At 43.8% G+C, this 26,892-nt stretch carries 31 protein-coding genes; 23 read left to right on the top strand and 8 right to left on the bottom strand.

The window, feature by feature from the left end:
• Nucleotides 1-21 precede the first annotated feature (21 nt).
• The 12 genes from ACFSUO_RS00715 (at nucleotide 22) to ACFSUO_RS00660 (ending at nucleotide 10,866) form a co-directional block, all read left to right on the top strand.
• Nucleotides 22-1,089, top strand: coding sequence for an AI-2E family transporter (locus ACFSUO_RS00715; protein ID WP_382390051.1), 1,068 nt, complete (start codon nucleotides 22-24; stop codon nucleotides 1,087-1,089).
• 512 nt (nucleotides 1,090-1,601) lie between these two features.
• Entirely contained in the window at nucleotides 1,602-4,244 is a 2,643-nt protein-coding gene (gene alaS, locus ACFSUO_RS00710) for an alanine--tRNA ligase (protein WP_382390049.1), read from the top strand.
• Between the two features lie 94 nt (nucleotides 4,245-4,338).
• Nucleotides 4,339-4,608 (top strand): IreB family regulatory phosphoprotein, encoded by a 270-nt coding sequence (locus tag ACFSUO_RS00705; protein ID WP_382390047.1) that lies wholly within the window; start codon nucleotides 4,339-4,341, stop codon nucleotides 4,606-4,608.
• Nucleotides 4,609-5,037, top strand: coding sequence for a Holliday junction resolvase RuvX (gene ruvX, locus ACFSUO_RS00700; RefSeq protein WP_382390045.1), 429 nt, complete (start codon nucleotides 4,609-4,611; stop codon nucleotides 5,035-5,037). It begins immediately after the preceding gene.
• A 2-nt stretch (nucleotides 5,038-5,039) separates the two neighbouring features.
• Nucleotides 5,040-5,330 carry a DUF1292 domain-containing protein gene (locus ACFSUO_RS00695; RefSeq protein WP_382390043.1) on the top strand — a complete coding sequence of 97 codons (291 nt, stop codon included), beginning with the start codon at nucleotides 5,040-5,042 and terminating at the stop codon, nucleotides 5,328-5,330.
• Between the two features lie 203 nt (nucleotides 5,331-5,533).
• Entirely contained in the window at nucleotides 5,534-6,652 is a 1,119-nt protein-coding gene (gene mltG, locus ACFSUO_RS00690; RefSeq protein WP_382390041.1) for an endolytic transglycosylase MltG, read from the top strand.
• Nucleotides 6,653-6,767: 115 nt separating this feature from the next.
• On the top strand, nucleotides 6,768-7,403 hold the full coding sequence (locus ACFSUO_RS00685) for an O-methyltransferase (RefSeq protein ID WP_382390039.1): 636 nt from the start codon (nucleotides 6,768-6,770) through the stop codon (nucleotides 7,401-7,403).
• Nucleotides 7,404-7,418: 15 nt separating this feature from the next.
• Nucleotides 7,419-8,060 carry a uridine kinase gene (gene udk / locus ACFSUO_RS00680; protein WP_382390037.1) on the top strand — a complete coding sequence of 214 codons (642 nt, stop codon included), beginning with the start codon at nucleotides 7,419-7,421 and terminating at the stop codon, nucleotides 8,058-8,060.
• Nucleotides 8,061-8,245: 185 nt separating this feature from the next.
• Entirely contained in the window at nucleotides 8,246-8,722 is a 477-nt protein-coding gene (gene greA, locus ACFSUO_RS00675; RefSeq protein ID WP_382390035.1) for a transcription elongation factor GreA, read from the top strand.
• Nucleotides 8,723-9,122: 400 nt separating this feature from the next.
• Nucleotides 9,123-9,839: a YrrS family protein gene (locus ACFSUO_RS00670; protein ID WP_382390033.1), complete on the top strand. Its 717-nt coding sequence runs from the start codon at nucleotides 9,123-9,125 to the stop codon at nucleotides 9,837-9,839.
• A gap of 24 nt (nucleotides 9,840-9,863) precedes the next feature.
• Nucleotides 9,864-10,553: a 5'-methylthioadenosine/S-adenosylhomocysteine nucleosidase gene (gene mtnN, locus ACFSUO_RS00665; protein ID WP_382390031.1), complete on the top strand. Its 690-nt coding sequence runs from the start codon at nucleotides 9,864-9,866 to the stop codon at nucleotides 10,551-10,553.
• 73 nt (nucleotides 10,554-10,626) lie between these two features.
• A complete protein-coding gene (locus ACFSUO_RS00660; RefSeq protein ID WP_382390029.1) occupies nucleotides 10,627-10,866 on the top strand; it encodes a YrhC family protein in 240 nt (79 codons plus the stop codon).
• Nucleotides 10,867-10,880: 14 nt separating this feature from the next.
• Here ACFSUO_RS00660 and sigK read toward each other — a convergent pair whose 3' ends face one another.
• From sigK to ACFSUO_RS00620, 8 genes are all read right to left on the bottom strand, one after another.
• Nucleotides 10,881-11,588: an RNA polymerase sporulation sigma factor SigK gene (gene sigK, locus ACFSUO_RS00655; RefSeq protein WP_382390027.1), complete on the bottom strand. Its 708-nt coding sequence runs from the start codon at nucleotides 11,586-11,588 to the stop codon at nucleotides 10,881-10,883.
• 184 nt (nucleotides 11,589-11,772) lie between these two features.
• On the bottom strand, nucleotides 11,773-12,150 hold the full coding sequence (mnhG, locus tag ACFSUO_RS00650) for a monovalent cation/H(+) antiporter subunit G (RefSeq protein ID WP_382390025.1): 378 nt from the start codon (nucleotides 12,148-12,150) through the stop codon (nucleotides 11,773-11,775).
• A complete protein-coding gene (locus ACFSUO_RS00645; RefSeq protein ID WP_382390023.1) occupies nucleotides 12,131-12,442 on the bottom strand; it encodes a Na(+)/H(+) antiporter subunit F1 in 312 nt (103 codons plus the stop codon). Before ACFSUO_RS00645 ends, mnhG begins: the two co-directional genes overlap by 20 nt.
• Nucleotides 12,439-12,915, bottom strand: a complete 477-nt coding sequence (locus ACFSUO_RS00640) for a Na+/H+ antiporter subunit E (RefSeq protein WP_382390021.1) — start codon at nucleotides 12,913-12,915, stop codon at nucleotides 12,439-12,441. Before ACFSUO_RS00640 ends, ACFSUO_RS00645 begins: the two co-directional genes overlap by 4 nt.
• 5 nt (nucleotides 12,916-12,920) lie before the next feature.
• Nucleotides 12,921-14,396 (bottom strand): Na+/H+ antiporter subunit D, encoded by a 1,476-nt coding sequence (locus ACFSUO_RS00635; RefSeq protein WP_382390019.1) that lies wholly within the window; start codon nucleotides 14,394-14,396, stop codon nucleotides 12,921-12,923.
• On the bottom strand, nucleotides 14,389-14,727 hold the full coding sequence (locus ACFSUO_RS00630; protein WP_382390017.1) for a Na(+)/H(+) antiporter subunit C: 339 nt from the start codon (nucleotides 14,725-14,727) through the stop codon (nucleotides 14,389-14,391). The genes ACFSUO_RS00635 and ACFSUO_RS00630 overlap by 8 nt, the downstream gene beginning before the upstream one ends.
• Nucleotides 14,728-17,064: a Na+/H+ antiporter subunit A gene (locus tag ACFSUO_RS00625; protein ID WP_382390015.1), complete on the bottom strand. Its 2,337-nt coding sequence runs from the start codon at nucleotides 17,062-17,064 to the stop codon at nucleotides 14,728-14,730. It lies immediately after the preceding gene.
• 164 nt (nucleotides 17,065-17,228) lie between these two features.
• Nucleotides 17,229-17,369: a sporulation histidine kinase inhibitor Sda gene (locus tag ACFSUO_RS00620; protein ID WP_382390013.1), complete on the bottom strand. Its 141-nt coding sequence runs from the start codon at nucleotides 17,367-17,369 to the stop codon at nucleotides 17,229-17,231.
• 420 nt (nucleotides 17,370-17,789) lie between these two features.
• Between ACFSUO_RS00620 and ACFSUO_RS00615 the strand changes: the two genes are divergently transcribed.
• The 11 genes from ACFSUO_RS00615 to ACFSUO_RS00565 all read left to right on the top strand — a co-directional run bounded on the left by ACFSUO_RS00615 (nucleotide 17,790) and on the right by ACFSUO_RS00565 (nucleotide 26,863).
• On the top strand, nucleotides 17,790-18,305 hold the full coding sequence (locus ACFSUO_RS00615) for a YqeG family HAD IIIA-type phosphatase (RefSeq protein WP_382390011.1): 516 nt from the start codon (nucleotides 17,790-17,792) through the stop codon (nucleotides 18,303-18,305).
• Between the two features lie 2 nt (nucleotides 18,306-18,307).
• Nucleotides 18,308-19,408 carry a ribosome biogenesis GTPase YqeH gene (gene yqeH / locus ACFSUO_RS00610; RefSeq protein ID WP_382390009.1) on the top strand — a complete coding sequence of 367 codons (1,101 nt, stop codon included), beginning with the start codon at nucleotides 18,308-18,310 and terminating at the stop codon, nucleotides 19,406-19,408.
• Between the two features lie 11 nt (nucleotides 19,409-19,419).
• Complete coding sequence (gene aroE / locus ACFSUO_RS00605) at nucleotides 19,420-20,265, top strand: shikimate dehydrogenase (RefSeq protein WP_382390007.1); 846 nt, start codon at nucleotides 19,420-19,422, stop codon at nucleotides 20,263-20,265.
• 1 nt (nucleotide 20,266) lies between these two features.
• Nucleotides 20,267-20,557 (top strand): ribosome assembly RNA-binding protein YhbY, encoded by a 291-nt coding sequence (gene yhbY, locus ACFSUO_RS00600; RefSeq protein WP_382390005.1) that lies wholly within the window; start codon nucleotides 20,267-20,269, stop codon nucleotides 20,555-20,557.
• An 11-nt stretch (nucleotides 20,558-20,568) separates the two neighbouring features.
• Complete coding sequence (locus ACFSUO_RS00595) at nucleotides 20,569-21,138, top strand: nicotinate-nucleotide adenylyltransferase (RefSeq protein ID WP_382390003.1); 570 nt, start codon at nucleotides 20,569-20,571, stop codon at nucleotides 21,136-21,138.
• Nucleotides 21,125-21,709, top strand: a complete 585-nt coding sequence (gene yqeK, locus ACFSUO_RS00590; protein ID WP_382390001.1) for a bis(5'-nucleosyl)-tetraphosphatase (symmetrical) YqeK — start codon at nucleotides 21,125-21,127, stop codon at nucleotides 21,707-21,709. The genes ACFSUO_RS00595 and yqeK overlap by 14 nt, the downstream gene beginning before the upstream one ends.
• Nucleotides 21,706-22,077: a ribosome silencing factor gene (gene rsfS, locus ACFSUO_RS00585; protein WP_382389999.1), complete on the top strand. Its 372-nt coding sequence runs from the start codon at nucleotides 21,706-21,708 to the stop codon at nucleotides 22,075-22,077. Before yqeK ends, rsfS begins: the two co-directional genes overlap by 4 nt.
• Nucleotides 22,067-22,828, top strand: coding sequence for a class I SAM-dependent DNA methyltransferase (locus tag ACFSUO_RS00580; RefSeq protein ID WP_382389997.1), 762 nt, complete (start codon nucleotides 22,067-22,069; stop codon nucleotides 22,826-22,828). The genes rsfS and ACFSUO_RS00580 overlap by 11 nt, the downstream gene beginning before the upstream one ends.
• 530 nt (nucleotides 22,829-23,358) lie before the next feature.
• Nucleotides 23,359-23,958 (top strand): helix-hairpin-helix domain-containing protein, encoded by a 600-nt coding sequence (locus tag ACFSUO_RS00575; protein WP_382389995.1) that lies wholly within the window; start codon nucleotides 23,359-23,361, stop codon nucleotides 23,956-23,958.
• A 61-nt stretch (nucleotides 23,959-24,019) separates the two neighbouring features.
• Nucleotides 24,020-24,583, top strand: a complete 564-nt coding sequence (locus ACFSUO_RS00570; protein ID WP_382389993.1) for a ComE operon protein 2 — start codon at nucleotides 24,020-24,022, stop codon at nucleotides 24,581-24,583.
• Nucleotides 24,584-24,592: 9 nt separating this feature from the next.
• Nucleotides 24,593-26,863 carry a DNA internalization-related competence protein ComEC/Rec2 gene (locus ACFSUO_RS00565; RefSeq protein WP_382389991.1) on the top strand — a complete coding sequence of 757 codons (2,271 nt, stop codon included), beginning with the start codon at nucleotides 24,593-24,595 and terminating at the stop codon, nucleotides 26,861-26,863.
• Nucleotides 26,864-26,892: the final 29 nt, after the last annotated feature.

The following is a 26,892-nucleotide window of genomic DNA, read 5'->3' as shown; positions in this document are numbered from 1 at the left end:
TTGTACGAGGGGGTGCAGGACATGTTCAAAGACAGCAGACCATTGAATTTTCTTTTTTGGATGGCAGCAGGAATTCTTGTCTTTTTGTTTTTCTACCTGTTGGTAAAGCTGTTTCCTGTGTATGATGCCGTTGTCTCGTTTCTTTGGCATTTGCTGCTCCCTTTTGTGATTGCTGCTTTCATTGCCTATCTTTTGTATCCTGTAGTGGAAAAGATGCATCAGTGGAATATCCCGAAAAGCTTGGCTATCCTTATGATTTACCTTCTTTTCTTTGGCGGAGGCGCTTATCTCATCTATCGTGTCTACCCGGCTGTCATCCACCAGTTAAGTGATCTGCGGGAACAACTGCCGCAATTAATTGAAATGTACCGTAATCTTGTTTACAGTCTTTATGAATACACGTCATTTTTGCCGGAGAATATCCACGACAATATGGATGAGCTTATCTCCGAATTCGAGGCCTATTTGGAGGATTTTATTGCCGGCATGGTCAGGGGATTTACGAAGATTGTTGATATGATTGTCATTATTACCGTTATCCCTGTACTTGTTTTCTATTTCTTAAAGGACTTTGATACGATTAAAAACTATGTCAAGAAATGGATTCCGGCAAAATACCATGAGCGCTCAAGTGCCCTATGTCACGCGATTGATGAAGGGCTTGGCAATTATATCAGGGGACAGTTGGTTGTTTGTCTGTTTGTCAGTCTGGCGGCCTTTGCTGTTTTCCGTATACTGGATATCCCGTATGGCCTATTGCTGGCAATCATCATGGGGCTGACCAATATTATCCCGTATTTTGGCCCGATTCTTGGTGCAATTCCGGCTATAGCGATTACCGCAGCCACATCCGGCAAGTTGGCAATTGTTGTTGCCATTAGCATATTCGTCATCCAGGTTATCGATGGCAACTTATTGTCACCGTATATTGTTGGAAAAAGTATTAATATCCACCCAATCGCCATTATTTTTGCATTGCTGCTGGGTGGGCAATTAAGCGGGGTGGCCGGGATGATTCTGGCTGTCCCGGTTCTAGCCGTTCTAAACATGGCTATTCCACATATTCTGTCGTTCAGACAGTATAATTGACAATTATTGCATGGTTATCTATAATATCGACAAGTGTAAATTAAAAACTTTTAAAACGTTCATAGGTTAAAATGGATGAAGGTTCTGAGTACATGTGCCTCCATCCCGCAGAGAGGGGTTTCCATAGGCTGCGAGAAATCCCGGATGTTGAGTCATGGAAGCTAAACTGGAGTACGGCTAATACCCGTCGGTTTCACACCGTTAGCATGTGAAGTGATGAATGGGAATCCATTCATAATTAGGGTGGTACCGCGGAAAAATCTCGTCTCTAACATTAAATTTGGAGAGGGGATTTTTTTAATGGTGTAAGAGGTTGTTCAAAAAGTCCGGTAAAAATGACGCATCGAATTTCTTCGTTGGCTTGCTTTTCCGTTGCTCATGTATTAAATTGCATACATTCCGCTACTCAAAGCTTCGCCGCCTTGAAATTCTCGGTCCTTTTTATCCTCCTTTTTGAACACGTACTGTAAGATAACTATAAAATTGGATAAAATAGGCTTGGAGGTCAGAAAATGGAACAGCTCACATCAGCACAAGTACGGCAAATGTTTCTCGATTTTTTCAAGGAAAAAGGCCATCGGGTGGAGCCCAGTGCATCCCTCGTACCACGCGAAGATCCGACATTGCTCTGGATTAACAGTGGTGTAGCCACGTTAAAAAAATACTTTGATGGCCGGGTGATTCCTGACAACCCTCGCCTTGTCAATGCTCAAAAATCAATCCGGACAAACGATATTGAAAATGTCGGATTCACCGCAAGGCATCATACGTTCTTTGAGATGCTAGGGAATTTCTCCATTGGGGATTATTTCAAAAAGGAGGCCATTGAATGGGCGTGGGAGTTTTTGACAAGCGCTGACTGGATCGGGTTTGATCCGGAACGGTTGTCTGTGACCGTTCACCCGGAAGATGATGAAGCCTACGATATATGGCTTCATGACATTCAGATTCCGAAAGAAAGGATTATCCGCCTGGAGGAAAATTTCTGGGATATCGGTGAGGGACCCAGTGGACCGAATACGGAAATTTTTTATGACCGCGGTGAGGACTATGGCAATGATCCAACTGATCCTGAACTATATCCTGGCGGAGAAAATGAACGGTATTTGGAAATCTGGAATCTGGTGTTTTCTCAATTTAACCACAATCCGGATGACACATATACACCACTTCCAAAGAAAAATATAGATACCGGAATGGGACTGGAACGAATGGTTTCTGTTATCCAGGATGTGCAGACCAATTTCGAAACGGATTTATTTATGCCCCTTATCCGGGAAACCGAAGCTATTTCGGGAAAAAAATATGGCGAATCGATCGAAGACGACACAGCATTTAAAGTGATTGCCGATCATATCCGCACCGTAACCTTTGCTGTCAGTGACAAGGCTTTGCCGTCTAATGAGGGCAGAGGATATGTCTTGCGCAGGCTGCTGCGCCGGGCTGTCCGTTTTGCAAAACAGCTCGGAATTGATGAACCGTTCATGTACAGGCTTGTACCGGTAGTTGGTGACATCATGGAAGACTTTTACCCAGAGGTTAAGAAACGCCACGATAACATCGGTAATGTCGTGAAGGCAGAAGAAGAGCGATTCCACGAAACACTGAATGACGGATTGGAAATTCTTGGTAAAGTTATTAAAAAGGAACAGCAGTCAGGCCGTGATGTTTTTCCGGGTGCTGAAGTGTTCCGACTGTATGATACGTATGGTTTTCCGAAAGAACTTACAGAAGAATACGTCAAAGAGCACGGTTTCACCATTGATGAGCAAGGTTTTGAAGAAGAAATGGAAAAACAGCGTGAACGGGCCAGGAACGCACGGCAGCAAGTCGATTCCATGCAGGTACAGGATGGCGTGCTGCGTGATGTAGAGGTGGAAAGCACGTTTGTCGGTTATGATAGGCTGGAGACGGACACAACTGTTCAAGTCATTATTAACGGAAATGATTTTACTGAAACAGCTGCTGAAGGTGATGAAGTACTTGTATTTTTACAAGAGACGCCGTTTTATGCAGAAAGCGGGGGACAAATCGCTGATACAGGCTGGCTGTACACAGACAATGCATCCGCTTATGTGGAAGATGTGCAGAAGGCTCCGCACGGTCAGCATGTGCACAAAGTACGCATCAAGGAAGGAGAAATCCGGACAGGCGATACTGTGAAATCAACAGTTGAACGGGCCTTCCGCACAGCCATTGTTAAAAATCATACAGCCACGCACCTTTTACACCAGGCATTGAAAGATGTACTGGGGGACCATGTGAATCAGGCCGGATCCCTCGTTACACCTGATCGGCTCCGTTTCGATTTCACCCATTTCAGTTCGATTAACGAGGATGAGCTGGAACAGATTGAACAGCTGGTCAATGAAAAGATCTGGGCATCCATTCCTGTTGCTGTTGACTATAAAAAATTGGAAGAGGCAAAAGAAATGGGAGCAATGGCACTGTTCGGTGAAAAATATGGAGACATTGTCAGGGTCGTCGGAATTGGAGATTACAGTATTGAATTATGTGGTGGCTGTCATGTGGGGAATACTGCCGAAATCGGCATGCTCAAAATCGTTTCTGAATCTGGAATCGGTGCTGGCTCCCGGAGGATTGAGGCCGTTTCCAGCAAACGTGCGTATACGTATGTCAATGAAAAACTGGAAGTGCTTCAATCTGCTGCACATCTATTAAAAACAAATGATACAAAAGTTCCGGAGCGGGTGGAAAGCTTGTTCCAGGAGATAAAAGATCTGCAGAAAACCAATGAATCACTGAATGCAAAATTGTCAAATGCGGAGGCATCGTCCATAACCGAAAAAGCAGAAACGATAAATGACGTCACTGTGCTTGCCCAAAAGGTCGATGTGAAAGATATGAACCAGCTTCGCAATATGGTGGATGAATTGAAGCAAAAGTTAGGTTCAGGCGTTATTTTATTGGCGGCGGAAGCGAATGAAAAAGTTCAGCTTGCTGCCGGAATTACGGCAGATTTGACCGAAAGCGGCCTGCATGCAGGGCATTTGGTAAAACAGGCTGCTGAACGCTGCGGCGGTGGTGGAGGGGGCCGTCCGGATATGGCACAGGCCGGCGGTAAAAACCCCGACAAAATAAACGATGCACTCCAGGCTGCGAAGGAATATATTGAAAATAAGGCCGGAAACTAGGCAATCTGTTTTTAATTGAGTGAAAAACATATAATATATTTGGCAAACATGTTAAAATAGCTTGCAAAGGCAAAACATGGAATGAGGTGTCACGATGAGTTCTATTGATAAAACGATGAAGTTTAACTTTTCGGAGGAGCCCTATGAGCAGGACATAAAAGAAATCTTGCTGACCGTTCACGGTGCACTGAAGGAAAAAGGCTATAATCCGAATAATCAAATTGTCGGTTATTTACTATCCGGTGACCCCGCATATATACCGCGGTATAACGATGCACGGAGTCTGATGCGCAAAGTGGAACGGGACGAGGTCATTGAAGAACTTGTCAAATTTTACCTCGAGGAGCACCAGAAAGGGAATTAAATGAAAACACTTGGTTTGGATGTCGGCTCCAAAACAATTGGAGTGGCTGTCAGTGATGCCTTAGGCTGGACAGCTCAGGGAATTAAAACAATTAAATGGGACGAGCAGGATATTTCCTCAGCAGACAATGAACTGCGAGAAATAATAGACGAACACGAAATCGGGAAGGCTGTTATTGGATTCCCAAAAAACATGAATGGGACAGTCGGGGAACGCGGAAAAGCATGTGAGGCTTATGCGAGGCATGTAGAAGAGGTTCACGGTATTCCCTCAGTCCTGTGGGATGAACGATTATCAACGATTGCTGCGGAACGTGTCCTGCTTGAGGCGGACATGAGCAGAAAAAAACGAAAAAAAGTGATCGATAAAATGGCAGCTGTGATGATTTTACAGGGGTATCTCGATCAGGAAAATCAAAAAGGAGTGTAGGAATGGCACTGGAAGAAAAGGAACGGATTATCATACCGGACGAGAACGGCGAAGAGCATCTGTTTGAAGTCTTATTTACATTTGATGTCGACAAGACAGGACACTCATACATTGCGGTGGTTCCAGTTGATCAACAGGAAAACGAAGAAGTCGAAGTGTATGCATTTCGCTATGAGGAACAGGAAAAAGACGATGATGATATTTCCTTATTCCCGATTGAATCAGAAGAAGAATGGGAAATGGTGGAGGAAATGCTCAACACCCTGGTTGACGAGGACGATGATGACCAGTAACAGATTTGGTTCATGGGCTGGTATCCTGGTGGGATATCAGCTTTTTCCTTTCATAAGCCGGGATTGCCCGGGAAGAATGCCAATACACCGGTTTCTACAATTGTTTTTGGCTGCATGCGGCCCGAAAACATGAGCATCCGCATTTTGTGTAGCGAATCATGCTCATTTTTAGTATAATATACCCGGTGAAGGAGGGAAGCCGCATGTCCAAAAAGAAAACGTCAGGTGATTATAAGGATAACCTGACAGCACGCAGGGAAGATGCCAGGATGGTACGGCGAATTGCTGCCGTCATCATTATTTCACTTGTTCTCATTTTTATTATCGGCGGCATATCAGGATTTCTGTACATAAAATCGGCATTGCAGCCTGTTGATCCCGATAGCGACAAAGAAGTAACGGTCGAGATTCCTATGGGTTCCTCTACATCCGAAATTGCAGCTATTCTTGAAGAAAACGGACTTATTAAGGATAGTACGATTTTTCGTTTCTATATAAAGTTCAAAAATGAGTCCGAATTTCAAGCTGGCGAATATACTCTTTCACCTTCCATGGAAATAAACGAATTGACGGAAGCTTTGGAGAGCGGGAAAGTGCTGGAAGAACCGCTATACAGTGTCACGATTCCAGAGGGGAAGACAATAGATGAGATGGCAGCCATTTATGCTGCTGAACTGCCTTTCAGCAAGGAGGCATTTTTAAATAAAGTAAATGATCCGCAATATATGGAAACACTTATAAATACGTATCCTGACATCTTGTCCAATGATATTTTGGACCCGGAAATAAGGACACCACTGGAAGGTTATTTATTTGCGGCGACCTATGAGTTTTACAGCAAGGAGCCAAGCGTTGAAAAAGTCGTTACGAAGATGCTTGAAAAAACAGCCGAGGTCGTCACACCACTTTTGGACGAAATTGCTTCGCAGGATATGAGTGTCCATGAGGCGCTGACGATGGCTTCAATCGTGGAGAATGAAGCCAGTTCAGAAAAACAGCGAAAGAAAATCGCCGGGGTATTTTATAACCGGTTGGAAGAAGGCATGCCGCTTCAGACAGATCCGACTGTTCTCTATGCACTTGGAAAGCATAAAGATAAAGTCCTTTTGGAAGACCTGGAAGTGGAATCCCCTTATAATACGTACCATGTGGACACGCTTCCGGTAGGACCAATATCCAACTTTGCCAAATCTTCATTGAAGGCAGCGATCAATCCGGAAGATACAGACTATAAATACTTCCTGCACGATGATAAAGGTAATATTCATTATGCTGAAACGGTAGAGAAACACAAACAGCTAAAAGCAAAATATATTGATTGATTTGGCCTGAACATGACGAACAGCTGATGGTCTGCTGTCGACCAGGCAAATCCGGGATGTTTCGTGTACCCGGTTCATCGGTCTGGAAATTTTACTTAAGAATGAGGCTGATAGGATGGATGAGACGCTGAAAAATTATCTGATGGATTCGCTTAGCCAAGAGGAAGAGTGGGTGAGGGATCTGGAGCAGGAAGCAAAAAAGGACCGGGTTCCAATTATGGATCCGCTTGGGATGAATTTTGTAATGCAAATGATCAGAATGGCAAAACCGAAGCGGATACTGGAAATCGGCAGTGCTATCGGGTACTCAGCATTGCGCATGTCCCAGGCCAGCCCTGATACCTCGATCATCACCATCGAGCGGGATGAGCAGCGGTACAGCCAAGCAGTGGAGAATATTCAGGAAATAGGGAAACAGGGTACCATTGACGTCATCCTGGGTGATGCGGTGGAAGAACTCCCCAAGATGACAGGAAACACATTTGATATGGTATTGATTGATGCCGCCAAGGGGACATATAAAGAGTTTTTTGAGCTTTCGGTACCGTTATTGTCAACTGATGGCTTTGTACTGACGGATAATGTATTATTTAAAGGATTCGTGGCGGGTGCAGATAAACAGCACCCCAGATATGAGAAAATTGCCGGCAAGATACGGGAGTATAACGACTGGCTTATCAAACACCCGGATTTTACAACAACGATTGTACCCATCGGGGATGGAATAGCGATCAGTAATAAAATAAAGTGAAAGGAGTCCCTATTCATGCCTGAAAAACCAGTTGTTATCGGCGTGGCGGGCGGAAGCGGGAGCGGAAAGACGACGGTAACACGCTCCATCTGCCAGCGCTTTCAGGACAAAACAATCCTTGTTATTGAACAGGATTATTATTATAAAGACCAAAGTCATTTGCCATTTGAAGAACGATTAAATACGAATTATGATCACCCTTTGGCATTTGACAATGATTTGCTGGTGGAACACGTTCATCATCTCTTAAATCATCAGCCGGTTCAAAAACCTGTATACGACTATAAAATGCATACCAGGTCGAATGAGGTTATCACCGTAGAACCAAAAGAAGTCATCATCCTTGAAGGGATTTTGATATTGGAAGATCCGCGTCTCGTTGATCTGATGGATATTAAAGTCTTTGTTGATACAGATTCTGATATCCGCATCATCCGCAGGCTCATGCGGGATATCAAGGAGCGAGGACGAACGCTTGATTCGGTTATTGATCAATATGAAACGATAGTCCGGCCGATGCACCTCCAGTTTGTGGAACCAACCAAACGCTATGCAGACATTATTATACCGGAAGGCGGCCAAAACCATGTTGCGATTGATATTATGGCAACGAAGGTGGAAAAAATTCTGTCCCGGAACCAGGCGAACATAACGTAAATCCGATCCGAGTTGAACAGGAAGAGCTGTTGTCTTTAATTCCGGATCTTGTCCAAATTGAACGAAAAGTATTGAAAATGGAAACAGAATCTGCCATAGTAGTTTCGAGCACAATTTAGGATAAAAAACTAGCATGATTATGGTAAGGAAGTCATTTACTGAAAGATAAAAGGAGTGTATGGAATATGGCTACAGAGAAAAGTTTTTATATGACACAAGAGGGGAAAGAAAAGCTAGAAGAGGAATTGCACCAATTAAAAACGGAACGGAGACAGGAAGTGGTGGAGCGAATCAAGGTTGCCCGCAGTTTCGGAGACCTTTCTGAGAACTCGGAATATGATGCTGCCAAAGATGAACAGGCTTTTGTAGAATCGCGTATATCCCAAGTAGAACAGATGATCCGTAATGCTGTTATAATTGAAAATGATAACCAGAACCCGGATCTTGTTTCGCTTGGTAAGACGGTGACATTTAAAGAACTGCCTGACGGCGATACCGAATCATATACCATTGTCGGCAGCGCTGAAGCTGATCCGTTTGAGGGAAAAATATCTAATGATTCTCCAATGGCCAAAAGTCTGCTTGGTCAGGAAATAGGAGCGGAAGTTTCTGTGACAACCCCCGGCGGTGACCTGTTTGTGCGCATTGAGAATGTCGAATAGCGTATGGATGCCACCCAGGGCCGTAAGTATATAGCAGGATCAAGAGAGGCTGACCGGCTTCTCTTTTTTTGTAATGTCATGATGGGTGACTTTATAAAAAGACGGTTTTCTAAAAGATGTTGCTATTTAGAGAATGAAACCCTTACTTAGCAATTGATATAAACTGCGACACACTGAAAATTCTCTTTCGTGACACTTTCTCCAGTTCTAATGATAGATGAGTGCTTGAATTCACTACGGCAGAATACTTGGTTCTCGTCGTGTTGCAAGTTTTTTCGGTGAAGCACTCCCCGCAGCGTATAAGAAAAAATTATATTCCGCAAATCTGCTTCTAATGGCATATAACATTGCTGAAAAAATATGATACTATAATAGAAGATAAGATAGGAGGGTTTCAACAGTGTCTGATTACGATCATTTATCAAGAGTCAATAAATATGACAAGAGAAGAAAGAATACGAAATCGTTATCCATTTTCATTGTGCTCGGGAGTGTGCTGTTAATTGCACTGGTGCTTCTCCTTATTTTTGGCGGTGACGATAAGGCGGACAAAGCGGACCCTGAAGATGGTGGTCAGACTGCATCGTCAGAAGATGAAACGGAACAAAATAATGATAATGCGGATCATACGCAGGCATCCGATGATCATACCGATTCGGAAAGCAGCGGCGTGGACAAGCCGACGAATAATGAAGACAATAGGGAGGACGCCACTCCAGAGAACGAAGAAGACACTGCAGCAAATGCTGATTCCGAAGATGATGTCACCACCAGGAAAGTGGAGTCCTCTGACGATAACGTTATCGAGGCTTATACCGGTAATTGGGAACCAGTTGGTACTGAACAGACCGAGCCCCATACCATCAACTATGACGAAGGTTCACAGGACAGAAAGGAAATGCGTCAAGCGGTTGTGGCAGCTACAGATTTAAATGTGAATGCTTTTGTCATGTGGTATATTTCCAGGAATGGTGAACAGGAGGTGCTTGCCACTGTGTCCAGTCAGGATGAATCAGAGGTGTACCGAGTTTATTTGTCCTGGGTCAGTAATAAGGGATGGAAACCGACAAAAGTAGAACGGCTAAAAGAAAACGATCAGAAATGGCGCTTTGAATAATAGATGCACCAGAGGAGGAAGAACATGACAATAGGAATTATTGGAGCAATGGATGAAGAAATAGCCACACTAAAGGAAAAGATGACGGATACTGCTGAAGAAACGGTTGCCGGCTGTCTATTTATTCACGGCAAACTTTTTGAACGGGATGCTGTATTATTGAAATCAGGGATTGGCAAAGTGAACGCAGCAATGGCAGCAACAATCATGCATGAACGGTTTCATCCCACATGTGTCATTAACACTGGATCAGCGGGTGGATTCAGTGAGGATTTGGATGTTGGGGATGTGGTTATTTCCACCGATGTTGTTCATCATGATGTTGATGCTACAGCATTTGATTACGTGTATGGACAAGTCCCCGGAATGCCGGCGAAGTATGAAGCGGATACCGGGTTGATTGAAAAAGCGCGACAGGCAATGCAAGAGCTTGAATTAAACTGGAAGGAAGGAATCATTGCAACAGGTGATTCCTTCATGGAAGATGCTGAAAGGGTTGCGTTTGTACGTGAACAATTCCCGTCCATGATTGCTGCGGAAATGGAAGCGGCATCGATTGCTCAAGTAAGTTATCAGTATCAGACGCCATTTGTGATTATTAGAGCATTATCGGATATTGCAGGCAAAGATTCATCCGTCTCGTTTGATTCATTTCTGGAAACTGCAGCCGGAAATGCAGCTGCTTTAATTATGAACATAGTTGAATCCATTTAGCTTATCCATGATTTACCTTCCACCCAGTCCGGTTTCATATGTTATGATGCTTGGTAGAAAGGGGAAGGTAGATATGAAACATCATAAGGAGAAACTGGAGATGAAACTGCAGGATTTTCGCCGATTTACGGTAACACTTTTAATTTTGGCGTCTTATTTATATATGGGGACGGTCATTAACACGTATATCCATTATTCCCCCGATGGCAGAGGACTGGCCGTGCTGTCATTTGTTGTCACTGCTGCTGCCGCCCTGTTTATGCTTTACTCTCATTATTTGAAACAGAAAATAAAGGAAAAAGAGCGCGCATAATGGTTATGCGCGCACTATTCCCTGCCTCTTTCTTTTCGGTAGTATTCATGAAATACCTTCATTAATGCCCTTTTTTCAATCCGCGATACATAACTTCTGGAAATATCCAGCATTTTTGCAATTTCCCGCTGTGTCATTTCTTTATAATCATTCAGCCCATAACGATACAGGACAACTTCTTTTTCCCTGCTGTCCAGCACAGCTAAGTATTCATTCATTTTTTCAATTTCCATATTAAGCTGGATGTACTCGATAATATTTTGGTTTTCTGCCTCAAGGATATCCATCAGGCTGATTTCATTTCCCTCTTTATCCTGACCAATCGGGTCCTGAAGCGAAACGTCTTTCTTTACCTTTTTCAGAGATCGTAAGTGCATCAGAATTTCATTTTCGATACACCGGGCAGCATACGTTGCAAGTTTGGTTCCTTTATCGGGGGAGTAGCTTTCTATCCCTTTTATCAGACCAATGGTTCCAATGGAAATAAGATCTTCCATATCTTCTCCGGTGTTTTCGAATTTTTTTACAATATGCGCCACCAGTCGCAAATTGTGTTCAATCAGTTTATTCCTGGCTTCTCCATCACCTTCCTGCATCTGTTTGATGTATTTCTTTTCTTCTTCAGGTGGAAGCGGCTGGGGGAATGCATGGTTTTTCACATAGGAAACAAAAAATAGTGCTTCCTTGATAAGTAAGGCCAGAAAACTCAAAACACCTGACAAACGGATGCACCTCCTTCAAATACCTGCTGGGCTATTGCCTATATACACATGTATATGAAGAAAATGCGCTTTTGTGTCTGTCCCAGAAAAATCGTAAGCAAAATCATGATCAGAAGTGGGGGAAACGGCGACAACTAACCGAAAACAGTCGTCATTCTATAAAAAAAGTGACCCTCAGATCAGGTCACTTTTGTTTTTCCATATGTTGCTGAATCGTTCGTTCGTATTCGTCTGTCCTGTTTTTCAGAACGGGTTTTACTCCGTTGCGATGAGCAGCACGAGAAATCATATGTCCGGACACAGGGGCAGTCAGCAGGGTGAAGAGAATAGCCAGTAATAGCTTACCACTGGCAATGCCGTGTTCAGCGTACATGAATAAAAAGGCACCAATCAATAAGCCGGCAATACCGAGAGTGGAAGCTTTTGTGGCTGCATGGAGTCGTGTATAAACGTCAGGGAATCGGACAATGCCAATGGAACTTGACAGGATGAAAAATGTTCCTGACAGTAAAAAAAAGGCTATGACGATGTTCAGTGTTATCTCAATCCACGTTTCGATCAATAATGACACCCCTTTCCAGATATTTGGCTACTGCTATCGTTCCAATGAACAGGAGAATCCCAATGAGCAAAATAACGTCATTGAATTTCGTTGTAACAACTAGTATTGCCATCAATGCGGCAAGTCCCATTAAATTCATGCCAATGGAATCGAGTGCCACTGCACGGTCAGCATTGGTGGGTCCGTTGATGATTCGGTACAAAAGCAGGAGCAGGGAGATGGAAATCCCCACAAGACCAGCAATTGTTGCGATATACAATATGGTTTCAGTTGCAGAAAGAAGACTGCTCATTGTGTCACCTCTGAAATGGCTTTTTCAAACGTATTTTTAATGTCATGGATGGAGTCGTCAATATCATCGATATCCATTGCATGGATGTAAAGATAGGCATTGTCGTCTGAAACGGCGACTGACAATGTGCCAGGCGTGAGAGAAATCAGGTTTGCAAGCAGGGTGATTTCCCAGTCGTTTTTCAAATCAGTCGGCATGGCAAATATGCCCGGTTCAAATTCAGGGTCACGTTTGTACACCAGTTTGACGATGTCAATGTTTGATGAAATCAGCTCCTTGATGAACAAACCAATTAATTTCGTTATTCTCCATACACGCCGTAAATAAAATGTATCCGGTATAAAGCGATTCAACAGGAGCAATAACAGGATCCCCAAAGCATAGCCGGCAATGAAACTGGCTGGTGTATAGCTTTCACTTAAGAACATCCACATTACCGCAATGATTAGGTTGATAACAATCTGAAAGGCCATATACATTACTCCTTCAATACAGCATCAATATAGATTTCCGGCTGAAGCAAATCAGCGGATACTGATTCAATAAACGGATAGATAAACTCTGCCCCGACTCCGATAAATACCGACAATGCCAGCAGCATGACAATGGGGGCAATCCGTCCTTTTAATGATATGCGTTTGACTGATTCGTCCTTTTCTCCCCAAAATCCATTAATGAAAATTTTCATAATGGAATAAAGGATTAATAGACTTGTAAGCAGCCCAATAATTACAATTGCCACTTCCCTGCTGGCCAAAGCACCTTTCAGTAGCAGTAACTTACCAATAAAGCCGCTGAACGGCGGGATTCCAGCTAAGACAAATGCTGACAAGAACAAAAGCCAGCCGAGAAATGGGTAATAATGGATCAACCCACTGAATTTGCGCAAATCGGACGTGCCCGCAGCATAAACAACAGTTCCGGCAAGCAAAAACAGACTTGCTTTAATAAGCATATCATGGATCAGATAGTAGATAGAACCGCTTAGCGCAAACTGATTGAATACGCCAATCCCCATCAGAATAAAGCCGATAGCCGGAATAATATTGTAGGCAATGATCAACTTGATATTACTGGTTGATAGTGCACCAATGATGCCAAAAATCATCGATAAACCTGCAATCCAGATGAAAATGTCGTGTGTCAGTCCGGTTTTATGTACGAAAATCAAGGAAAAGACACGGATAATCGAATAGATTCCAACCTTCGTCAGCAAAGCTCCGAACAGTGCCGAAATAACCGGGTTTGGAGCAGCATATGAATTCGGCATCCAGTAGTATAATGGGAACAAAGCTGCTTTGACCGCAAAAACAAAAAACAGAAGGATGCCGACGGTTGTCAGGATTCCCTGCTGATCGACCTCCTGTACGCGCTGGGCGATCTGGGCCATATTAACTGTTCCAACCGCGCCATATATAAAGGCAACGGCGGTTACAAACAGCATAGACGAGAATAAGTTAATGAATACATATTTGATGGATTCGCGCAGCTGCACTTTATCCCCGCCAAGAACAATCAGTCCATAGGAAGCCATCAGCAGCACTTCAAAGAAAACAAACATATTGAATAGGTCACCGGTCAGAAAAGCACCGGACACACCTGATATTAAGAAGAAAAAGAACGAATAAAAGTAGAATCGTTCTTTCCTGTCTGTAAGAGAGCTCGGTGCATAGAACGCGCAGGCGGTTGCGACAATATTCGTTGTAAATACAAGGAGTGCCGCCAGTTTATCAGCAACTAGGACGATCCCATATGGCGCTTTCCAGTCACCTGTTTCGAGAATGACGGTGCCATCTGTAAAGACCACCCAGAGCAGGAGTCCGGCAATAACCAGATTAATAAGAATGAATAGTTTGGATAACGGGCGAACCCATTGCAGTTTCTTCGGAAAGAATGCAAGGATGATACCCGCAATTAATGGTGTGATGATAGGCAAAACTGCAAGATTACTCATTATCGTTACCCCTTAATTGTTCCATATTATCAGTATCATTTTCGGTTGCTGTCCGGTATGCCAGTACCAGAAGCAAGCTTGTAATCCCAAAGCTGATGACAATTGATGTCAGGATGAGCGCCTGTGGCAATGGATCCGTATATTCAGATATCCCTTCTGTCAGGATAGGTGGATTACCCTGTTTCAGCTTCCCCATGGTCAGGATGAATAAGTGTGCACCATGGGACAGCAGGACAGTCCCGATAATTATCCGCAGCAGCTGTTTTTGCAGCAGATTATAAATGGCAGTGGCAAATAGAATTCCTGCCAGAATTAAAATGATAAACTCCATTTACTTTGCCCCCTTATTTGATTTCAACTTAATGAGGCTATAGATGGCAAGCGCTGCAATGCCGAGAACTGTTATTTCAAATAGTGTGTCAAGCCCACGCATATCAACGAGAATAACGTTGACAACATTGTCCCCGCCGCCAAGCGAATGCGATGTTTCCAGAAAATAGTCGGAAATGGTGCCAAACCAGTCACTGCTATGGGCGGAAATGCCAATCAGCGTCATTAGTGCGCCAAATCCAATGGAAACAATGCCATTTGTCAACCGAGTGCTTGCTGGTTCTTTATTGTTGTCCAAATTCGGCAAGTGATAAAAACAGAGTAAAAACAGTGCCACTGAGACGGTCTCAACCACAAGTTGGGTCAGTGCCAAATCAGGTGCCCGGTAAATGACGAACAAGAGAGAGACGCCATAGCCCACCACACCGGCAATCAATATAGCACCAAGGTTCTGTTTTGCAAAAATGGTTCCGATTGCCGCAGCAACAATGACGAGAACGACGGCTACCTCTGTAGCGGTCACGGACGCAAGGTTGCTGAAATCAATCGTGAAGCCGTCAGTTGCCAGCATAAATCCAAGTGTTACCAAAAGGATGGTGCTTAGAATGATGGCAATATAAAGCCTTAAGGACCCTGTCATATAGAATCTGGTAATATTCCCTGACCAGCTGTCCAATTTAGCAATAATACTGTCGTAAATGTTATTGACACTCCTCTGGCCGGGAACGAAGCTATAAACCTTGCTCCACTTCCTTCTTGTGGAAACAAGGACAGCACCAATCGCTACAACCGCCAGCGACATTTGAAAGGCAGTTGACTCAAAACCATGCCAGAACGTAATTTCTTTTACAATGGTTGTTCCTGCTACTGCTTCCGCGGCATGTGCAATGAACGTGCCATTAAATGCGTTCGGAAACAGGCCAATCAGAATAACGCCAAGTACCAGGATAAGTGGTGCGATAAGCATGCCAAACGGTGCTTCATGCGGTTGTTTGGGCAGTTGGCCGGTTTGTTTTTTACCTGCAAACGTACCGAAAAGGAAGTAGAGCGAATAGACAAAGGTGAAAATACTGCCAAACACTGCTAAGTATGGAATGGCCTCCACGAGAAAATTCGCCACAGCACTAGCGTCTGCCGGCAACTCTAGTGTTGATTCGAAAAACAGTTCTTTACTGTAAAACCCATTCAGAAATGGCAGCGGAATGCCTGCCATGGAAAAGGTGCCAAAAAACGCCAGTGCCGCAGTCATTGGCATGAATGTCATCAGTCCGCCCAGCTTCCGTATATCACGTGTACCTGTTTCATGGTCGACAATACCGGCAACCATAAACAGACTTCCTTTGAATGTAGCGTGGCAAAGAATATGGAAAACAGCTGCAAAAATCGCGACCTCTGTGCCAAAACCCAGCATCGCCATAATCATGCCCAATTGACTGATTGTTGAAAAGGCTAAAATAGCTTTCAGGTCTGTCTGGTGAACGGCCATGTAGGATCCCCAGCATAATGTGATGATGCCGGCGATGCTTACAATGATAAAGAACCATTCATAATCAGCGAAAATCGGTGAGAATCGCGCCACCAGAAACAGTCCAGCCTTTACCATGGTTGCTGAGTGCAAGTAAGCACTGACAGGTGTCGGTGCTTCCATTGCATCAGGCAGCCAGATATGGAACGGAAATTGGGCCGATTTGGTGAATGCCCCCAATAAAATAAATCCGAGGGCAAGCGGCATGTATGGACTGTTCATGATGACTTCAGAATTACTGATCATGATCTGGATACTCGATGTCCCTGTCATAACGGATAACAGAATAAATCCGCCGAACATGCTTAAACCGCCAAAAATGGTGATAAGCATGGATTTTAGTGCACCGTATCTGGACTTTTCCTTAAAATGCCAATAGCCAATCAGCAAAAAGGAAGAAATGGATGTCAATTCCCAAAACGTATATAGCACAAAAATGTTATCGGAAAGCACGACGCCAAGCATAGCTGACATAAACATCAGTAAGTAAACGTAAAAATGTCCCAAACGTTCATTTCTGTCAAGATAATAAATGGAATACAGAACTACCAGAGTACCGATTCCGCTAATCAGCAATACAAATAAGAGACTCAGGCCGTCCAGGTAGAAATCAAAATTAATGCCGAGTGACGGAATCCAGTCATATGATTGCCGGACAGGTTCAAAACCTGTTCCGATAAAACGGATAAAGTAGAGAAAAACTGCTGCCGGAATCAGAAGTACAGGAATTCCTGTATGCAGTTTATGTTTCATTTTGCTGATGAAAGGGATGATACAGGCAAGCAGAAGTGGAATAAGTACTATGTAAAGCATCTGGTTAAAGTCCTCCTCTAAGTATGAAAGGCAATATTTCTATTTTTTTAAGTAGTTTGTGCCAGGGTTTTGATATTATCATGGTCAGCTTATCACAATCCCGTGTTACAGAAAATAAAAAAACCTTGTCAATTTGATGACAAGGGGGGTGATGGCGATATTGGTCAGCTATGTGATTTGATTTTGTGCGTTAAACTCCTTCTGCTGATTTCTTTTTCAATAAGGTATATAAAGTCGGGGCTTAAGTTTAATTCATTTGCTTTATAATAGGATTCCAGCAGCAGCTCATCTGACAAATATTCCATGAATATAGCCCTCCTAACTTTTTCAACGCTTGCTGCATAACTTGATGATATTTAATAATTTACCATGAAATAGTAGCCGGAACAAGCATTCTGTTATCCACATTCGTTTGTAGATAACCTGTGCACAGGATAATAAAACGAGCGAAAAATGTTGATATTTCGCTGTGGACTATGTGCACTGAGTTATCCACATATCGAATTATGCCTGAAATTGTCGAACGGTTTCTGGCATACTATTCATAGAGCAGAAAAAAACAGTATGGATTTGCTCCAATATGTTTGTTTTCAATGTGGAAAGTTGGTACTGGTTTACGTTATAATAGGCAAATGCTGTATATTCTATTAAAATTAACGTATGGTTGAACGTATTGCAAAAGGGAATAATACAATCGAAATAGTAGCAGTAAGAGGTGTGACGGGTTGTTTAAATTGTTTTTGCCGAATCAGCATGTAAAAAGTGTTTTTGATATTCATCCGGCCGACTTGCAGCAAAAGGGGATAAAAGGGATCATTACCGATTTGGATAACACGCTTGTCGCATGGGATGTAAAGGATGCGACACCTGAAATAATGGAATGGTTCAGGATAATGAATGAACATAATATAAAAGTAACGATTATCTCCAATAATAAAATGGAACGGGTGAAGCTTTTTTCCGAACCGCTTGATACGCCATTTGTTTTCAGTGCAAGAAAGCCACTGAGCCACGCATTCAAACGTGCTGCAAAGGAGATGAAATTAAAGAAAGAAGAAATTGTCGTTGTTGGTGACCAGATTCTAACAGACATTCTTGGCGGCAATATGGCAGGGTTTTATACAATTCTGGTAGTGCCAATTGTACAGACGGATGGAAAAGTCACCCGGATAAACCGGAAAATTGAACGGCGAATTTTAAGTTTTATGCGCAGGAAGGGTAAGATAAGCTGGGAGGAGTAAATATGGAAAAAATCAATTGTCAGGGCTGTGGAATTCCTATCCAGACAACGGAGGCGGATCAGGCTGGCTATACACCGGAAAGCGCGCTTGACAGGGATACTGTCTTATGTCAGCGCTGTTTCCGTCTGAAGCATTACAATGATATACAGGACGTGTCTATGTCTGATGATGACTTTTTGGAAATGGTGAGTCAAATTAGGGACAAAGAAGGATTGGTTGTTCATCTAATTGATATTTTTGATGCGGAAGGGACTATTATTAAGAGCTTGCCGCGGATCATTGGCGACAAGCCGGTGATTCTCGTTGGGAATAAAATGGATCTGCTTCCGAAATCGACGAACCGGAGAAAGCTTACCCAATGGCTCCGGTCGGAAGCGAAAAAAGCAGGAATTACCGTTAAAGACGTTTATTTGATTTCCTCCGTAAAAGGGCATGGGCTGTCCGATTTAACGGAAGCCATTGATCGCTGGAGAAATCAGCAAGACGTATACATCGTAGGGACGACAAATGTAGGGAAATCGACGTTTATCAATAAACTGATTGAGCAGACAACTGGTACGGAGAATGTGATTACCACCTCCTATTTCCCTGGTACAACACTTGGTTTTATTGAAATTCCGCTTGATGATGCGTCAGCTTTTATTGATACACCGGGCATTGTCAATAAAAAGCAAATGGCGCACTATGTTTCCGAAAACGATTTGAAAGTGATTACACCAAAAAAAGAAATTAAGCCGAGGGTTTATCAGCTGAACAGCCAGCAGACTCTTTTTATTGGCGGATTAGCACGGCTCGACTTCCTGAAGGGGGAACGTCAATCGTTTATTTGCTATTTCGCAAATGAACTGGCGATACATCGGACGAAGCTGCAAAAAGCGGACGATCTGTTCAGAGAGCATCAGGGGGAGCTTTTATCACCGCCTGATGAGGATACACTTAGGATTCTGCCGGAAATGGATGACCATTCATTCCGGCTGGATAGCGAAAAAAATGATATTGTATTTCCCGGACTAGGTTGGGTTACGGTGCCCGGCAGCAATTTGACCGTGTCCGCGCATAGTCCGAAAGGCGTCCGTGTATCCGTCAGAAATTCATTTACGTAGGAGGTTCCCATATGCGCCTAAAACTTGGTCTCATCGGTTATCCCATTCAGCACTCCCTGTCACCGTGGATTCATAACCGCTTTCTCGAAAAAGCGGGGACAGACGGACAATATTCATTGTTCGAAATCAGTCCAGAAGATTCATTTGAAAAGAAATTGGAGCATCTGAAAACAAGTGAGATTAACGGGCTTAACGTGACAGTTCCGTATAAACAGCAGATCATTCCCTATCTGGATGAGCTTGATTGGAAGGCGGAAATGACAGGTGCTGTTAACACGGTTGTCAGCAACAATGGAAAATGGATAGGGTATAACACTGATGGGACTGGCTATGTACGTGGTCTGAAAGAGAAATACCCATCTGTTTTCAGGGATACCTCAAACAGGATTTTAATACTGGGGGCAGGCGGGGCTGCACGGGGAATTTATCAGGCATTGGCCGCTGAAGGGTTTTCGCGTATTGATATAGCCAACCGGACACCATCCAGTGCTGAGGCAATTGCTCAATCAGGTAATGGTGGTGTCCAAACTGCGGTTTTAGGGTTGCACGAGGCCGGAGAATCGCTTGGACATTACAGTCTGATTGTCCAGACAACCGCCGTTGGCATGAAACCAAATGCCGAGGAACAAATCATTTCACTGGAGCACTTGGATGCGGACAGTATTGTCAGTGACATTATTTATCAGCCACTCACCACCAGTCTGTTACAGGAGGCACGCCGGAGAGGGGCATCGATTCACTATGGTCACACCATGCTGTTATACCAAGCACAATATGCTTTTCAACTATGGACATCGGAAAAGGTTCCAATTTGCGATATGGAACAGCAGCTAAAAAACGTACTGGAAGGAAGATAATATGCTGACAGGAAAACAAAAACGCCAACTGCGTTCGATGGCACATCATGAAAAACCAATTTTTCAAGTAGGTAAAACAGGTGTGAATGACAATATGATCCATCAAATTGGTGACGCACTCGAGAAACGGGAACTTTTGAAAGTGAGTATTCTGCAGAATTGTCTGGAAGATAAGCATACAGTTGCTGAGAAACTTGAGGCCGGTACTGGCGCTGAGGTTGTCCAGATAATTGGAAATAATATTGTACTTTATAAAGAATCAATGGAAAACAAACAAATTCAGCTTCCGTAAAGGAGTCAGTCATGAAACATGTTGGAATATTGGGCGGTACATTCGATCCGCCGCATATAGGCCATTTGATTGTCGCTGAGGAAGTCCGTGCGGAACTAGAGCTTGACGAAGTATGGCTCATGCCATCACAGGAACCGCCGCACAAACATACAGCAGCAGCTGACGCCGATGATCGTGTCAATATGGTCAGCAGCGCCATCAACGCTAATCCTTCTTTTAGCGTGGAGACGATTGAATTGGATCGCTCAGGTAAGTCCTATACGTATGATACAATAAAATTGCTGACAGACAAACACCCGGAAGTTCGTTTTTACTTTGTAATAGGTGCCGATATGGTGGAGTATTTGCCGCACTGGAAACATATTGACGAGCTTATGGATATGGTGCGGTTTGTAGGAGTGAAACGAAACGGTTTTGAGCTGGAAACCACGTATCCAATTATAGAAGTGGATATCCCGCTCATTGACATTTCGTCAACAGATATAAAAAACCGGCTTGCCAGTGGAAGATCCATTAAGTATTTGGTTCCGGCGGGTGTTGAGACTTATATAAAGGAGAACCATTTGTATGAAGAAAGATGAAGCTATCCAAATTGTAAAGCCGCATCTCAAGCAGGAACGATTCGAACACACATTGCGAGTTGCCGATACTGCTGTCCGATTGGCAGAAAAATATGGCGGTTCTTTGGAAAAAGTGGAATTGGCAGCCATTCTGCATGATTATGCTAAGTATTTTCCGCTTGAAGATATGCAGCAGATTATTAGCGAAAGCGACTTGTCCGACGATTTGCTGGACTACCACCACGAATTATGGCACGGGCCTGCAGCATCCGTTCTGGTGAAACGGCGGCACGGGGTAATGGATACAGACATTCAAAATGCGATTCATTATCATACAACAGGAAGAGCCAGTATGAGCAAGATGGAAATGATTATTTTTGTTGCTGACTATATTGAGCCGGGAAGATCATTTCCGGGTGTCGATGAAGTGAGAGAAACAGCGGAAACAAATTTACACCGTGCAGCTTGGATGGCGCTCAGAAATACGATACAGTTTCTTGTTGACAAACACGCTACTGTTTATCCTGATACGTTTTATGCGTACAATGATTTAACGAAACGTCTTAATGCTGGAGGTAATGACAATTCATGAATAGTAAAAAAATTATTGAACAGATTGCACACGCATGTGATGATAAGCAGGCGAAAGATATTGCAGCTTTAGACATGCAGGAAGTATCACTCGTAGCGGATTATTTTCTTATTTGTCATGGCAATAATGAACGACAGGTTCAGGCAATTGCAAGAGCCATTAAAGAAACCATGGAAGAAATGGACATGACCATTAAACGGATGGAAGGGTTTGAACAGGCTCGGTGGATTCTGGTTGACCTGGATGATGTTGTTTGTCATGTATTCCATAAGGATGAACGATTGTATTATAATCTGGAACGGTTATGGGGCGATGCGGAACGAATTAATCTTCCTATAGAGTCAGCGGGAAATGATCATGAGTTATGAGCAGATGGCTTATTATTATGATGTGCTGATGGCAGAGGCCCCATATGATGAATGGAAATCATTTACCGAAGCCATGATTGCACAAGCTGGAAAACCGGTTTCGTCTATAATTGATTTAGGCTGTGGGACCGGTCAGATCACCACACGCCTTGCCAGGGCGGGCTATAAAATGACTGGGGTTGATTATTCCAGTGATATGCTGGCAGTCGCGCAAGAACGGGCGGAAACGGAAAAGCTTCCGGTGCAATTCATTCAGCAGGATTTGCAGATGCTTGAAGGGTTGCATGGATACGATGCGGCTGTCAGTTATTGTGATGTTATGAATTACATAATAGAAGAGGATGAGCTTCGGATTGTTTTTCAGTGTGTTGCAGCTTCACTAAAACCGGGGGGCCTGTTCATTTTTGACGTGCATTCCTTGCAGCACGTGCATGAGCACTATATGAACCAGACGTTTGCCGATGTCGATGATGAGGTCGCTTACATATGGTTTTGTGCAGAAGGTGACCAGGAAGGTGACATGCACCATGACCTGACGTTCTTTGCCCGGGACAATATCAGTGGTCGCTATACCCGGTTTGACGAGTATCATCACCAGCGGACATATCCAATCGGTTTTTATAAACAGCTGCTGAATGAAACGGGGTTTGCGATCCAGCACGTAGCAAGTGATTTTTCTGTAGAAAACAATGCTATCGGAGAAAATGCTGAACGACTATTTATCACTGCTGTAAAACGGCCGGAGGAATAAATTTCTCTGGCCGTTTTTTAAATGATGGACCTTTTCGCAACCTTGTTGTTTAGCCATTGCAGTTAATATAAACTGTGACACACTGAAAATTCTTTTCGTGACACTTTCTTTCGTTCTAATGATTGATGAGTGCTTGAATTCGCTCCGGCAGAATACTTTGCTTTCCGCGGGCACGGCTTCAGCCGGCTGAGGCGTTCCCCATGGCAAAGAAGACACTGCGAATGCGCCCAAAGGAAGCTTAAGTAGATGTCGCGCTTGTACCCGGAGTGGTGAAAGCGAGTATTTTTCCGCAGCGTTGGACTAGCGCTCATATTATATAGGATGAGAGGAGGTCATGCTAGAGTTATGTCGCAATTTATAGGAATTGTTAAGTAGGGTTTCATTCTTTAGAGTGACGCAAAAATCAACAGTTTAGAAAAAAACCAATAAATAAAAAGGATTTTGCGGAGGAATGTCGAATAGGTTATATGAATGAAAAAGTCCCCCTCATTCTCCAGTACGCTAAAATTCTCCAAAGGAAGTGACGCCTCTTGCTTCATCCTCTGAAAAAATATGGATTCCCTATTATTCTTGTTGTGATTGCTGGCATCTTTATATTCTGGAATAACAATGATTCCAACCATGCTGCTGTTGAAAAGGATCCTGATGCTGCTGATTCGGCGAAGGAGACAGAGGCCCCCGGTGACACTGGTACAATTGATGCGCCCACTAAAGTGATGGTCGATGTGAAAGGGGAAGTTACCGAGCCGGGTGTTTACGAAGCCAAAACGGATGCCCGTGTCCATGATGTGATTCAAATGGCCGGCGGATTTACGAAAAATGCTGACCAGACAACCGTTAATCTGGCTCAAAAAGTCCAGGATGAGATGGTCATTATGGTGCCGGATGATGCGGAAAACACAAACCCATCTTCAGCAGCATCTGGGTCAGGAACGGAGAAAGTGCGGATTAATTATGCAGACCAGGCCGCGATAGAAGAATTAAATGGAATTGGGCCATCGAAAGCACAGGCAATTATTCAATACCGTGAGGAGAACGGATTGTTTAAAACCGCAGAAGACCTGCTCGACATTTCCGGTATCGGTGAGAAAACACTCGAAGCAATGAAGGAAGATATTCAGATACCGTAGTTGACGCATTAAAAACAGCGGATGTAAACTGAACTAATGAAGTAAAGGTGGGTAATGATATATGAAGCGAATTCCGTGGGATCAATATTTTATGGCACAAAGTCATTTGCTGGCCATGCGCAGCACCTGTACCAGGCTAATGGTCGGGGCTACTATCGTCAGGGATAAGCGCATCATTGCAGGTGGGTACAATGGTAGTGTCTCCGGGGGCGTTCATTGTATTGATGAAGGCTGCTATATCATGGATGGCCATTGTGTCCGCACCATCCATGCGGAGGCGAATGCGCTGCTGCAATGTGCCAAATTCGGCGTGCCAACGGACGGTGCAGAAATGTATGTAACACATTTTCCATGCCTGCAGTGCTGCAAGCAGATTATTCAAAGTGGGATGAAGGCGGTATATTACGCCACGGATTATAAAAATCATCCATATGCACTTTCCTTATTCGAAGATGCCGGCGTGGAAACAAAGAAAGTGGAATTGACAGAGCTGTCGATTGATGCGAATTATCAGGACAAGGATGCCTATGTTAAGCGGCTTCTGGCAGAACTTGAAAGGCAGACAACGAACCAGGAAAAGTTCCAGGCCTTACAAACTGAGGCTGAATCCCTTTTCCGGTTATAGGTGCGCCTGATGCGCGGATATTGGCATCTCCCCGCCCTGGGCATGGTAACCAGCTTTCTGGCCATTACGCTTAATCAAGGGTGGCTGATTGGGCTATTCTTCTGCTGGACAGCCTGGTTATATGTTCGCAAAAGGCTGGGGAAACTGCCCATTATTGTTTCCCTGGCCGCAACACTTTTTTCATTATTTTACCTTCCCAGTCTGGAAACCCCCGCACCAGATATTCCCTACAACGGTAATCAGACAATTACGGGACTGGTAACAAGTCCCGTGCATGAAAGCGAAGCAAAAATCGAATTCACTTTGACGGATGATCTTACCGGCATTGACTTTCTCGTCACTTATTTTGGGGAAAAGCGAGAAGGTCTGCATTTGAAACACGGTGCTTCCTGCCGGATTGATGGAACCCCTGAGCTGCCTGAACCCGGCAAAAACCCGGGGCAGTTTGATTTTCGTCATTATCTGGCTTCACAGGGAATACATTATCAGATCGTGCTTAATTCGCCTGAAGCTGCCACGTGTACTGGGTCATCGTCCATGCAGCATCTGTATCAGCTGCGTTCTGATTTGATCGATTACGTACGCCAAAAAGTAAGTCCACAGACGGCGGCATGGCTGAATGCGCTTGTGCTTGGAGATGATTCACAGATTAGTGATGACACTAAACAGATTTTCCAGCGCTGGAATTTAACCCATCTCCTGGCCATCTCCGGTTTGCACGTTGGGCTGGTCGTCGGGTTTATTTATCTTTTTCTCGTTAAATACGCTGGAGTGACGAAACATAAGGCGCAATGGTCTGTAATGATTTTTTTGCCGGTTTATGCGCTGCTTGCCGGCGGTGAACCATCTGTCTGGCGGGCAAGTGCAATGGTTGTTTTGTTTATAGCCGCTGGAAAGCTGAAATGGAAATGCAGTGCGCTGGATGTGCTTAGCATTGTTTTTATTGTGCTGATTTGCCTTGATCGGTATATCGTTTATCAGGTAGGCTTTCAATTATCCTTCTGTGTGACGTTTGGCCTGCTTTTGTCAAAGGACTGGCTTCTACAGACGAGTAGCTCATTTTTCTCCATCCTGAAAATCAGCTTTATCTCCCAGATGATGATTCTCCCGCTTCAAGTGACGTATTTTTTTACATTTCAGCCCCTGTCCATTCTATTCAATGTGGTCGTCGTTCCTTACTTTACACTGTTTGTTATTCCACTTATGTTCGCTATCCTGCTCCTTGCTCCTGCTGCAGGTTTCCTTCTTCCGTTATTGGAAGTCCTGTTCGTTCGTATCCATAACCTGTTCATTCTATTCATTCAATTTATTGATCAAGTGGCACATGAACCTCTCGTCATCGGAGCGTTTCCGTTGGCAAGTGTTGCCTTGTATTACATTATTTTCGTCACATTCATGATGAAAGTCGAAGCAGAAAGACGGAAAGAGGCTTTCATCTGGGGATGCAGTCTCGTACTGCTCCTATTTATGATTGTCATCAGGCCATATTTATCCCCCGACGGAAAAGTGACCATGCTTGATATTGGACAGGGGGATGCGATTGTTGTGGAACTTCCCTATCGTGAAAGTGTTATTCTCATTGATGCAGGAGCAAAGCTGAGTTTTGACACAGACAAGCCATCTGAAGGTGTTTATAAACAAATTATCAGACCGTATTTGCTGTCACAGGGGATTAATGAAATTGATGCTATTTTCATTTCACATGGAGATTTGGATCATATGGGGAGCCTTCCATTCATAGCAGAAGATCTGCCGGTTCACCATGTAATTGTGAGTCCATATTATACATTCAGGAGATCTGTGTTCGACACAATAACAGATGCTGGTGCGGAAATTGTCCGGGCGGGTTCTGGTGATGCTCTGACGGTCGGGGATCAGGTATTCAAAGTGCTGTCGCCAAATACCGATCATGGGACACCAAACGAAAATTCACTCGTTCTTTATGCAGAATTTGGCGGGAAAACATGGCTGTTTACTGGTGATGTCGACGACGGTATAGAAAAAAACATAATCAGCAACTACTCTGGGTTAAATGCTGATGTACTCAAAGTCGCTCATCATGGAAGTGATACGTCGTCAGATCCTGCTTTTCTTCAGAAGATTAAGCCTGCCTATGGGCTTATTTCCGTGGGGGAGAACAACATGTACGGCCATCCCCACGAGCAGGTGCTCCGTTCACTGGCGGAAGAGGATGTAATGGTTTTTCGCACAGATGAACAGGGGGCAGTACAGTACCATTTCAGAGGAAGAAGAGGCACATTTTCCACCTATTTGCCATAGGCTATGAGTGGCATTAGAAAGACTGGGGG

Origin of the sequence: Lentibacillus juripiscarius, assembly GCF_042685205.1 — a bacterium.
In the GTDB taxonomy this organism is placed as follows: domain Bacteria; phylum Bacillota; class Bacilli; order Bacillales; family Amphibacillaceae; genus Lentibacillus; species Lentibacillus juripiscarius.
Note: the sequence above shows the minus strand (reverse complement) of the source record. Positions and strands in the feature narration are given on the sequence as shown.

Bases quoted from the DNA above. Each gene is read 5' to 3' on its own strand.
- ACFSUO_RS00620 (WP_382390013.1), bottom strand. From the start codon at position 17,369: ATGGAATATTTGTCAGATGAGCTGCTGCTGGAATCCTATTATAAAGCA.
- ACFSUO_RS00565 (WP_382389991.1), top strand. From the start codon at position 24,593: ATGCGCGGATATTGGCATCTCCCCGCCCTGGGCATGGTAACCAGCTTT.
- ACFSUO_RS00580 (WP_382389997.1), top strand. From the start codon at position 22,067: ATGAGTTATGAGCAGATGGCTTATTATTATGATGTGCTGATGGCAGAG.
- ACFSUO_RS00715 (WP_382390051.1), top strand. From the start codon at position 22: ATGTTCAAAGACAGCAGACCATTGAATTTTCTTTTTTGGATGGCAGCA.
- ACFSUO_RS00640 (WP_382390021.1), bottom strand. From the start codon at position 12,915: ATGGCCTTTCAGATTGTTATCAACCTAATCATTGCGGTAATGTGGATG.
- ACFSUO_RS00570 (WP_382389993.1), top strand. From the start codon at position 24,020: ATGAAGCGAATTCCGTGGGATCAATATTTTATGGCACAAAGTCATTTG.
- udk (WP_382390037.1), top strand. From the start codon at position 7,419: ATGCCTGAAAAACCAGTTGTTATCGGCGTGGCGGGCGGAAGCGGGAGC.
- alaS (WP_382390049.1), top strand. From the start codon at position 1,602: ATGGAACAGCTCACATCAGCACAAGTACGGCAAATGTTTCTCGATTTT.
- mtnN (WP_382390031.1), top strand. From the start codon at position 9,864: ATGACAATAGGAATTATTGGAGCAATGGATGAAGAAATAGCCACACTA.
- aroE (WP_382390007.1), top strand. From the start codon at position 19,420: ATGCGCCTAAAACTTGGTCTCATCGGTTATCCCATTCAGCACTCCCTG.
- ACFSUO_RS00705 (WP_382390047.1), top strand. From the start codon at position 4,339: ATGAGTTCTATTGATAAAACGATGAAGTTTAACTTTTCGGAGGAGCCC.
- ACFSUO_RS00685 (WP_382390039.1), top strand. From the start codon at position 6,768: ATGGATGAGACGCTGAAAAATTATCTGATGGATTCGCTTAGCCAAGAG.
- ACFSUO_RS00630 (WP_382390017.1), bottom strand. From the start codon at position 14,727: ATGGAGTTTATCATTTTAATTCTGGCAGGAATTCTATTTGCCACTGCC.
- ACFSUO_RS00645 (WP_382390023.1), bottom strand. From the start codon at position 12,442: ATGAGCAGTCTTCTTTCTGCAACTGAAACCATATTGTATATCGCAACA.
- ruvX (WP_382390045.1), top strand. From the start codon at position 4,609: ATGAAAACACTTGGTTTGGATGTCGGCTCCAAAACAATTGGAGTGGCT.
- yhbY (WP_382390005.1), top strand. From the start codon at position 20,267: ATGCTGACAGGAAAACAAAAACGCCAACTGCGTTCGATGGCACATCAT.
- ACFSUO_RS00625 (WP_382390015.1), bottom strand. From the start codon at position 17,064: ATGCTTTACATAGTACTTATTCCACTTCTGCTTGCCTGTATCATCCCT.
- rsfS (WP_382389999.1), top strand. From the start codon at position 21,706: ATGAATAGTAAAAAAATTATTGAACAGATTGCACACGCATGTGATGAT.
- mltG (WP_382390041.1), top strand. From the start codon at position 5,534: ATGTCCAAAAAGAAAACGTCAGGTGATTATAAGGATAACCTGACAGCA.
- ACFSUO_RS00695 (WP_382390043.1), top strand. From the start codon at position 5,040: ATGGCACTGGAAGAAAAGGAACGGATTATCATACCGGACGAGAACGGC.
- yqeH (WP_382390009.1), top strand. From the start codon at position 18,308: ATGGAAAAAATCAATTGTCAGGGCTGTGGAATTCCTATCCAGACAACG.
- ACFSUO_RS00660 (WP_382390029.1), top strand. From the start codon at position 10,627: ATGAAACATCATAAGGAGAAACTGGAGATGAAACTGCAGGATTTTCGC.
- ACFSUO_RS00635 (WP_382390019.1), bottom strand. From the start codon at position 14,396: ATGAGTAATCTTGCAGTTTTGCCTATCATCACACCATTAATTGCGGGT.
- yqeK (WP_382390001.1), top strand. From the start codon at position 21,125: ATGAAGAAAGATGAAGCTATCCAAATTGTAAAGCCGCATCTCAAGCAG.
- greA (WP_382390035.1), top strand. From the start codon at position 8,246: ATGGCTACAGAGAAAAGTTTTTATATGACACAAGAGGGGAAAGAAAAG.
- ACFSUO_RS00595 (WP_382390003.1), top strand. From the start codon at position 20,569: ATGAAACATGTTGGAATATTGGGCGGTACATTCGATCCGCCGCATATA.